Origin of the sequence: Bifidobacterium sp. UTCIF-1 (assembly GCF_006408915.1) — a bacterium.
Lineage (GTDB): Bacteria > Actinomycetota > Actinomycetes > Actinomycetales > Bifidobacteriaceae > Bifidobacterium > Bifidobacterium reuteri.
On the sequence record NZ_JFAG01000016.1, the window covers coordinates 75,692 to 84,614 of the forward strand.

The following is an 8,923-nucleotide window of genomic DNA, read 5'->3' on the forward strand; positions in this document are numbered from 1 at the left end:
CGGTCGTAAAGGTCGTGAGAGGAGGCAGAGGCGTGATGGACTTCAATGATGTGCATGGTACGCGGATTGTGCATGATGTGCAGGGCGCGTCTGGCTTGCACAGCACATCTGGCTCGCACAGTGCGGTAGGTTCGGTCCGCCAGCCCCGCAGCATCGAACAGGATTTCGACAGACTGTTCCGGTACATGAGCTCCAAGCGGTTCCGCAACGGCGAGGACACCGGCGGTGAGCCGGCGAACTTCATCTATGCTTATCCTCCGGAAAAGGAGCTGGAGGTGAGGCGCCGCATTCCGATGCTGGTCAATCGCCTGCAGGGCATGGACCCCATGGACTCCGATGATGTCGCGCCCGCCGTACTGGTCATCGACCTGTACGAGATGGCCATAGGAATCATGAAGGACAATGACGTTTTCGACTCGGCCATCGAACAGGAGCCCGAGATGCACGGCGACGGTGACGGCCACGACACCGATGGCATCGATGCCGACATTAATGGTGCCGATGGAACAATCGACAAGTGGCCACCGCTGCAGGAGGACGACTTCTATCAGGCGCTCGCAGGTATGCTCGGCCCTGACAACGACGACTTGAAAGAGGCATTGAGGAAGTGCTACCAGCAGGCCGCGGCGAGCAGTGAGGCCGATATGGTGTTCCTCACCGGCATGGGACAGGTATATCCGTACATCCGCACCCATGCGTTGCTCAACTGCATCCAGGACGTTGTTCCCTCCAATACCCCCGTGGTGGTGTTCTTCCCGGGAACCTACGAGAAGACGGCCACGACCGTGTCGGTCATGCGCCTGTTCGATCGGCTTGACGCAGACAACTACTACCGGGCATTCAGCCTCAACACCGCGATTATGGAAGGAGCCGGCGCATGAGCGAGGACATGAGCGAGAGCATGGACGTCATCATGGGTGATGGTGGAGTCGACGGAAGCGACGGCACGGCACACGCACGCGTGGGCGCAGTGCAGCTCAGGGACATCTTCGTCAAGAACATCGACGACAAGATCGACGGTGTGATCAAGGCCAGCGACGACAGCAACCTTGCCGACGAGGTGCGCGAATACGTGCTGACCAACGAGATCCAGACCAATCTCGAACTATTCCTCGACACATACAACGACCCGTCCGCCGACTATACGAACGGTGTCTGGATCTCGGGCTTCTTCGGCTCCGGTAAATCCCACCTCTTGAAGATCCTCTCCCATATTCTGGGCGATATCCCGGCCGGCGTGCGCGCTGGGGTCACCGAGCCGCTGGACCGCGCGCAGGTCATCGACATCATGAAGTCCAAGGCGCGGGATGCCGAGAACCACGAGCTCGAAGGTCTGTTGGACGCCAATCTGCGCATCCCCGCCACGTCCCTGCTGTTCAACATCGACAGCAAGGCGCAGAAGGGCAGCAAGACCGTGCTCATGGACGCCTTCATCCGTGTGTTCGACGAGGCGCGCGGCTACTACGGCGCCAACAAGTACGTGGCGAAGATGGAACGCGACCTCGACTCCAACGGCTGCCTTGACGAGTTCATACACCAGTTCGAACTGATCGCCGGCAAGCCATGGTCCAAGGGACGCGCTCAGGCCGCGTTCTCCGGCCCCAAGATCGACAGGGCGTTTTCCGCCGCGACCGGCGACGAGGTGCGCGACATCCTCAAGGACTACCAGAAACAGTACAACCCGACCATCGCCGATTTCGCCGATGATGTGAACGCCTGGCTGCAGCTTCAGCCCGCCAAACAGCGTCTGATCTTCCTTGTGGACGAGGTCGGCCAGTTCATCGGCGACGACGCCAATCTCATGCTCAACCTGCAGACCGTGACCGAAGAGCTGTTCTCCCGCACCAACGGTCGCGTGTGGGTGATCGTCACCTCCCAGGAGGACATCGACGCCGTCATAGGCGACCGCACGGTAAGGCAGGGGCTTGATTTCACGAAGATCAAAGGCCGGTTCGCAGTAAACCTGAAACTCTCCAGCGCCGATGCCATCGAGGTCATCCAGAAACGACTGCTCACCAAGAACGAACGGGGTGAGGCGTCGGTCGACGAACTGTGGCGCATGCATCGTGACGAGCTCGACGCCCTGTTCACCTTCCAAGGCGAAGGCGGCGCGCGCCAGTTCAAGAATCTCCGGTTCGGCACTCAGGAGGATTTCGCCGCCACCTATCCGTTCATCAACTATGAGTTCGCCCTGTTCCAGGATGCGATGCGCGGCATGAGCGACGCCGGTTTCTTCGAGGGCCAGCATCGATCGGTTGGCGAACGTTCACTGTTGTCCACCATAAGCATCGCGCTGGTGGAGCACAAGAACGACGCTCTTGGCGCTCTGGTGCCGTTCAGCGCCCTGTATGACGGCATCGCCGGTACCATCCAGAGTTCGGTGAACCATCGCATCAACGAGGCCGAACGCGAACTCGACCCGCAGATCCGCGAGCTGGCGCTGCCTTTGCTCAAGGCGCTGCTGCTGGTCAAGCACGTCAAGGGGTTCAAGGCCAACGTGCGCAATCTGCGCATTCTCGTGCTCGCCGGGTTCGGCGAGAATCTGCCCGAGCTGGAACACCGTATCCAGGAGACGCTTGATGTTCTGGAACGACAGAACTACGTGCACCGTACAGGTGACGAGTACGAGTATCTGACCAACGACGAGCAGGCTGTCGAAAGCGAGATCAAGAACCTCGATATCGAGGATGGACGCATTCGCGATCGGCTCGGCAGGATTCTCGGCGAGATCCTTGGCCAGCCATTGCGTGTGGAGTATGGCCAAGGCAGGCAGAAAGCTTATTTCCGCTATGGTCTGATGATTGATGGCATTGCGCAGGGGCACTCCTATCCGATTACACTGCATGTTGTCACCCCGCTGGACGACGCGTCCTTGGACGCCAAGATACTGCGTTCGTCCGGCGAGCGCGAGCAGGTGCGGGTGATTCTCGGCGACGATGGCAAGACTCTGCTGCGCGATCTGGCCATGGTCGAACGCACCGAGAAGTATCTGCGTCTCCATTCCAATGAGCCGGGGCCGCGCAAGCGCATCATCGACGACAAACGCGGCGACCTCGACATCATGCAGCGCGAGTTGCGCGCGGCGGTCGCCAAATCGGTGTGTTCCGCGGTCATCGCCTATAACGGCTCGCAGCTGGCAACGAAGGCCAGTCAGGATGCGGTCGTCATCATCACGGAGGCGATACAGACGCTGATCGGCCGCCTGTACACCAACTTCAGCATGGTGGAAGGGCTCACGTACACCGAGAAAGACCTGCCCGTGGTTCTCGCTGACGCATCTGATCCCACGCCTTCGCTGGACGGCACCAATGCGACGAGGACGCTTCTGGACCTGCCGGCGCAGGATATCTACGACTATGTGGCCGGCCAGATCAGGCGCAGTCTCATACCGACCGTGCGTGACGTGATCCAGCATTACGAGGATGTACCGTACGGTTGGCCGCTGCCTGATACGCTGGCATGCCTGTGCTACCTGTATGGCACCGAGCGCATCCGGCTCATGATCGACAGCAATCGGGTATCGCACACCGATGTGGTCAAGTATCTGACCAACCAGAAGAAGACCGAAAACGTGCGCGTGGTGATTCCGAAGCGCTACGACGCCTCCAAGCTCCGTGAGCTGCGCGATTTCGCCAACGAGTATCTGGGGCTGACCGCCGACAAGCTGCCCGGCGACTCCGAGGACATGGCCCGGGCCATCAGGGATGGGCTCGCGACCCAGGCGCAAAGCCTCGAGAATCTCAAGGCCGCCAACGGGCGGTTCGTGTTCGTCGGCCAGCTTGACAAGCCGTTGGAGCGGATGAAGGCCGTGGCTGCGATGGGCGATGAGTGGATTCTGGGATTCTTCCCGAGCGGGGATGAAGGCAACAACACCGATCAGCTGCTCGACGACAAGGAGGAGGTGATCGATCCGATTCGCAAGGTGCTCAACGGCGCGCAGCGCGACGTGCTCGCCGACGGGCTGGAGTGGATCAAGACCAACGACTCCAACTTCTCGCTTGCCGCCCCCGACCTGCAGCGGGAACGCGACGGGGTACGCGCCATCGCGGACGATCCGCTCCTGTTCCGCGGCAACAAGGTCAATCTGTTCAAGACCCGTCTGGCCGAGTTGCAGCGGCATCTTGGCGAACTGGTGGGCGAGGAGCGCGAACGTGCCCGTGGCGTAGTCTCCGACGTGCGTGAATCCATCACAGGCATCGACTCCTACCGCAACGCCCGGGAGGATGCCCAGCGGAGCGCCCTGCACTCGCTTCAGGATGCGGAGGCCAGAATCGGCGGAGCGAAGTACATCGCCGACATCCGCCAGACCGCCGACACCGTGCGCGGCAGCCTGTATCTGACGCTGGTCAACCAGCTGGATGCCGCGAAGGCCCGACCCGAGCAGCCGGTTCGGCCGGAAGAGACCGAACCGAGCGTGACGATTACGCCGACGCCGGGCGGCTCTCATGGGACGGAGTCGGACGATACGGACGATGCGCCCGTCACGCCGGCCCCCAAACACATGCCGAAGCCCGTTCCGGCATCCGCTGAGCCTGCCGCTCGCACGATTCGCGTCAGGCCGCCCCATCCCAAGCCGATGCTGCGCACGGAGGACGACGTGGACGAATTCCTCGACGCCTACCGCCGTGAGCTCATCGCCGCCATCCAAGAAGGAAAACGCATTTTACTTTGAGCCGGTTTTCGTACAGATTTAAAATGCATTTTAAATCCAGTGATATACTTGCGGTATTGCAACTCGATTTTATTCTTCTGAAAGGGCGCGCCGATGATCGACAGGCCGCAGTATCTGCGCAAACTTGACGCGTGGAAAGACCGTGACGTGGTCAAGGTGATCACCGGCGTACGTCGATGTGGCAAATCCACGCTGATGACGCTCTGGAAGCAGCGGCTGATCGCACGGTATGGCATTGCCCCCGAAGCCGTCATCCACATCAACCTTGAGCTACTGGAGAACGAGCAATTCCTCGAATATCACAAGCTTCACGAGGAAATTCTTCGACGATGCGCGCTCGCGCACACGGCAACAGATGGTCGCCGCTATGTGCTGATCGATGAGATCCAGAACGTGCCAGACTTTCAGAAGGCTCTCGATAGTTTGCAGGCCAGGGGCGATCTTGACCTGTATATCACCGGCTCGAATGCCATGTTGCTTTCTGGCACGCTGGCGACCCTGATATCCGGTCGGTATGTGGAGATCTCCATGACGCCGCTCTCCTTCGCGGAGTATTGGAGCGCTCGTTCCAATGAGGGATTGACCTTGCAGCGCGCATGGTCGGAGTATCTGCACGACGGCGCGCTTCCTGCAACGGTGGGATTTCCCGGCGATGAGACCATGTTGCACGATTACCTTGACGGCATTCTCAGCACGGTTCTGTTCAAGGACGTGGCGGCGCGTCTTGGCGTATCCAACATCGCCACGCTGGAGACGGTGACCCGATACCTGTTCGACAACATCGGTAACCTCGTCAACCCCAAGTCCATCGCGGATGCCATGACCTCAATGGGTACGAAGATATCGCCGCCCACAGTATCCAATTATGTGGAAGGTCTTGCGGCTGCGTTCATCTTCTACCCGGTGCAGCGATTCGACATCAAAGGCAAGCGTGCGCTACGTCAGGAGCGCAAGTACTACACCGTGGACCTCGGCATCCGCCGCATCCTATGCTCCAACAACGTACGCGACACGGGGCGTCTCTTGGAGAACGTTGTGTTTTTGGAGCTTATGCGCCGAGAAGGCGACGTATACGTCGGACAAGGCTCGGGCGGTGAGATCGACTTCATCACCAATGGTGCCAGCGGACGCCGATATTACCAAGTGAGTGAATCTGTTCGCGATCCGAACACGTTGGAACGTGAATTGTCGTCATTGCGTGCGGTCAGGGACAATTATCCGAAGATCTTGATCACGCTTGATGACGAACGCCCGACCTCGCACGAGGGCATCGAACAAGTGTATGCATTGGATTGGCTGCTCAACGAGGAGAATATATGACCGATACAATGACGAGCGATAATTACGACGAGACCGCAGATATCGTATTCGGTGGTGACATTTCGCTGGACATCGGCGCGGCGAACTATGACGCCGCCATGCGCGAGAATGATCCCGGCGAGCGGGCCCGTTTGTTCCAACAGGCGGCGCGATGGTATGAGCGCAGCGCGAACATAGGCAATGCGCAGGCGGCCACGAACCTCGGTTACGTGTATTTGTACGGCCGTATCGGCTCAGTGGATGACGCACAGGCTTTCCACTGGTTTACTCTCGGTGCTGAGATGGATAATCCGGAAAGCTGCTACAAGCTCGGCGATCTCTATCGTTCCGGACGCGGATGCGCTCGCGACCCCCAAAAGGCCGTCGAACTGTATTGCAGGGCGGGGTATTTCGCGGGCAACGAATGCGATCCCGACAATCCACAGGGCGCCGCCGTGCTGGCCAGCATCGAATTGCGTCTTGCCGAATGCTGCGAGCGGGGCGAAGGAGATCACGAGAACAGGAAACTCGCCCACTGGTATTACCGTCATGCGGTCGCCCATTTCGAAGTCGCGCTGTCGGGCGGGCTTAATTGGTATGGCAAGGCGCTGGAAAGTGCCCGGGCGGGATGCGCTCGTACGAATGATTGCGTGCTTGATTGATGTGGGGCTCAAAAGAACCCCCACAATAAAATCCTCAAGCGAAGGAACAGACAATGCCGATGGCCATGCTATAGCTGTCCTCACCGTTTGGAATTGCTTGTCGTGGGTCCTCATCGCTGCACTTGCTCAAGTTCCGCAGGTGAGGGACGCCATACGATGAGCCGGTAGACCTCAGATCGGTCTTTCAGCATGGACTTGATTGCATCGTCAAGCGTTTCGCCGAGATGAAACTTTTTGCTCTCCTCTGGATGGAGCCTGATGGCAATCCGATATGCTTTGATAATATCGAAGCTTTGGGTTCGCCAGACGAGTTCATCGAGAACTTCGCCAATGGTTGACAGCTCCTCGTCGGAACAATGCAGTATGAGTTGGGTTGTCTGATGGGGGTCTTGGCTTAATTCTTCGACCAGCTGATTCCAGCACTGTTCAATGCGGTCATCCCATTCGTTGTCGGTAGCATTACGCTCGGCAATAATCGCTCGAACATTATTGATATCAAACATCATCTGCTCCTTTTCCTCTGTCGAGGTTGTTCTGATTGTTTGATGTCGGGGAAAATCGTGGCAATATGACCATTGGTTTTCTTTTACGCCGACACGTACGCCTTTCCATGTTCCCCACATCGTAACTCCGTCATGGGTTCCACGGTTATGCTTGAGTCGGCTAACGTGCTCTCCCGCTTTCACGATGTCACGGGTCGTCCATTTTTTCGGGAACCGAGCCTGTCAAATTCCGGAGCGTTTCGCTTTAGCGCGATGCTCAGGTACGTATCCGACCCTGACACCATTGGGATAGGTCTTGACTATATGGTACTCGATTCCGTTTCTCTCTAGAATCTTGATGTTGTTTTGACCGCGGACGCCGCTGCGGAACTCTTGGATTTTTGCTTGTGGTATTCGGATACGAATATATGTAGTATACTGTCTTTCGGAAACGAAAATACGTGGAAGGAAAGATATGACCGAACAACTTGGAGAAAAGGTGAGAAGGCTGATGCGGCAATATGGCATAACGCAGGCTCAACTTGCTGATTATGCCGGCGTATCTCAGTCGAGCATATCGAAATATCTGTCAGGTGTTCAGGAACCGGGAGCCGAGGCTCTTGCGAATATTGCGACGGCGCTGCATACGACTTCCGCGGCATTACTGGGCAAACCGGAGCCGACAATTGAAACGCCATTTGGTTTCGTTAAGGAATATTGCGCACGTCATGGAGGGGATCTAAGCGAGGCTGAAGTGGCCGAACTTATTACGACGTTGCTCAAGGCGAGGAAGGAGCGCAATGGTCGGGATTGATGATTCGATGTACACCATGCTGAAATGGAGCGTGGTGAAAGCGTTTGGTCAACTGGGATTCATTCGAATTCCCGTTGATCCAGTGGAGCTAATGGCTTCGGCAGGCATTCAGGTTATGCCATATTCGGTGGGACTCGATGTCTCGAATCTGGATGATCTTCTCATGTTGAGCGGCTGTCCCAGCGGAATATCCTTTACGCTCCAGGAAGCTGATGGGGATATCAGATTGGTGTTCTACAACAATTATGAATCGGATGGCAGAAACCGGTTCACCAATGCGCACGAAGCTGCCCATTGCTTCCTTGGACATAAAGGGGACAGCCCTTTGGCGGAGAAGCAGGCCAACTATTGGGGAAGGTATTCCATTGCGCCGCCGGCTATCATCAATTGTCTGGGTTTGAGTTCCGGAGACGAGGTCGCCGAACGGTTCGGGCTTTCCGCCGAATGCGGCGGCTACGCATTCAAAGCGTATCTGGGGTGGTTGCATCATCGCGCAGAGAATAAGCCGATTGATGACGCGATCCTTGATTTATATAGGAGAGGTCTGCTGTTAGAAAACCGCGAGGGGACGCAGGGTTTAGAAGCTGCTGTGAACGCTACAGAGCCGCTTCATACGGGAAAGGATGTCATTATGAGATAAACAAGAGGGCGTTCCTAGAACGTCGAAACGAACCAGTAACACCCTCTTTCGAAGATGCAGGCATCTTCCTACGACAATTTGATTATGCGGTATCTTCGGAGGAATTTCCATTGGATTCCACTATGCGGAAGTTTTCATTTTCGTATGTAACCCTAGGGAGGTCTTACCATGTCGGATACAAAATCCGAATACTCCGCCGCATCAAAACGTTACCTTGAAGATGTCGTACCTCAGTCACCGATGGAACAAGAGCGTGTACGCAAGGCAAAAGAGCGGGAATCTTTATACAACGATGATTGGATTAAACAATCTGTCAATCTCAATGACGTCATTGAGATATTCGCGCCAAAATCT

At 57.0% G+C, this 8,923-nt stretch carries 7 protein-coding genes and 1 pseudogene; 7 read left to right on the plus strand and 1 reads right to left on the minus strand.

Going from position 1 to position 8,923, the window contains the following annotated elements:
- Positions 1-35: 35 nt before the first annotated feature.
- From BW09_RS08240 to BW09_RS08255, 4 genes are all read left to right on the plus strand, one after another.
- Positions 36-881: a DUF1788 domain-containing protein gene (locus tag BW09_RS08240; RefSeq protein WP_258185035.1), complete on the plus strand. Its 846-nt coding sequence runs from the start codon at positions 36-38 to the stop codon at positions 879-881.
- Positions 878-4,672: a BREX system P-loop protein BrxC gene (gene brxC, locus BW09_RS08245; protein WP_140463094.1), complete on the plus strand. Its 3,795-nt coding sequence runs from the start codon at positions 878-880 to the stop codon at positions 4,670-4,672. The genes BW09_RS08240 and brxC overlap by 4 nt, the downstream gene beginning before the upstream one ends.
- A gap of 93 nt (positions 4,673-4,765) precedes the next feature.
- Entirely contained in the window at positions 4,766-5,992 is a 1,227-nt protein-coding gene (locus BW09_RS08250; RefSeq protein ID WP_140463092.1) for an ATP-binding protein, read from the plus strand.
- The gene (locus BW09_RS08255) at positions 5,989-6,633 is read left to right on the plus strand and encodes a tetratricopeptide repeat protein (protein ID WP_140463089.1); all 645 of its coding nucleotides are present in this window, start codon (positions 5,989-5,991) and stop codon (positions 6,631-6,633) included. Before BW09_RS08250 ends, BW09_RS08255 begins: the two co-directional genes overlap by 4 nt.
- Positions 6,634-6,743: 110 nt before the next feature.
- Here the strand turns inward: BW09_RS08255 and BW09_RS08260 are convergent, their stop codons facing one another.
- On the minus strand, positions 6,744-7,139 hold the full coding sequence (locus tag BW09_RS08260; protein ID WP_140463087.1) for a hypothetical protein: 396 nt from the start codon (positions 7,137-7,139) through the stop codon (positions 6,744-6,746).
- 451 nt (positions 7,140-7,590) lie between these two features.
- On the opposite strand from BW09_RS08260, the gene BW09_RS08270 reads away from it, so the two are divergent.
- From BW09_RS08270 to BW09_RS08280, 3 genes and pseudogenes are all read left to right on the plus strand, one after another.
- Positions 7,591-7,929: a helix-turn-helix domain-containing protein gene (locus BW09_RS08270; RefSeq protein ID WP_140463085.1), complete on the plus strand. Its 339-nt coding sequence runs from the start codon at positions 7,591-7,593 to the stop codon at positions 7,927-7,929.
- Positions 7,916-8,569 (plus strand): ImmA/IrrE family metallo-endopeptidase, encoded by a 654-nt coding sequence (locus BW09_RS08275; protein WP_140463083.1) that lies wholly within the window; start codon positions 7,916-7,918, stop codon positions 8,567-8,569. The genes BW09_RS08270 and BW09_RS08275 overlap by 14 nt, the downstream gene beginning before the upstream one ends.
- A gap of 168 nt (positions 8,570-8,737) precedes the next feature.
- Positions 8,738-8,923 (plus strand): annotated as a pseudogene (locus tag BW09_RS08280) (hypothetical protein); the annotation flags it as partial.

Bases quoted from the DNA above. Each gene is read 5' to 3' on its own strand.
- BW09_RS08240 (WP_258185035.1), top strand. From the start codon at position 36: ATGGACTTCAATGATGTGCATGGTACGCGGATTGTGCATGATGTGCAG.
- BW09_RS08270 (WP_140463085.1), top strand. From the start codon at position 7,591: ATGACCGAACAACTTGGAGAAAAGGTGAGAAGGCTGATGCGGCAATAT.
- BW09_RS08255 (WP_140463089.1), top strand. From the start codon at position 5,989: ATGACCGATACAATGACGAGCGATAATTACGACGAGACCGCAGATATC.
- BW09_RS08260 (WP_140463087.1), bottom strand. From the start codon at position 7,139: ATGATGTTTGATATCAATAATGTTCGAGCGATTATTGCCGAGCGTAAT.
- BW09_RS08275 (WP_140463083.1), top strand. From the start codon at position 7,916: ATGGTCGGGATTGATGATTCGATGTACACCATGCTGAAATGGAGCGTG.
- BW09_RS08250 (WP_140463092.1), top strand. From the start codon at position 4,766: ATGATCGACAGGCCGCAGTATCTGCGCAAACTTGACGCGTGGAAAGAC.
- brxC (WP_140463094.1), top strand. From the start codon at position 878: ATGAGCGAGGACATGAGCGAGAGCATGGACGTCATCATGGGTGATGGT.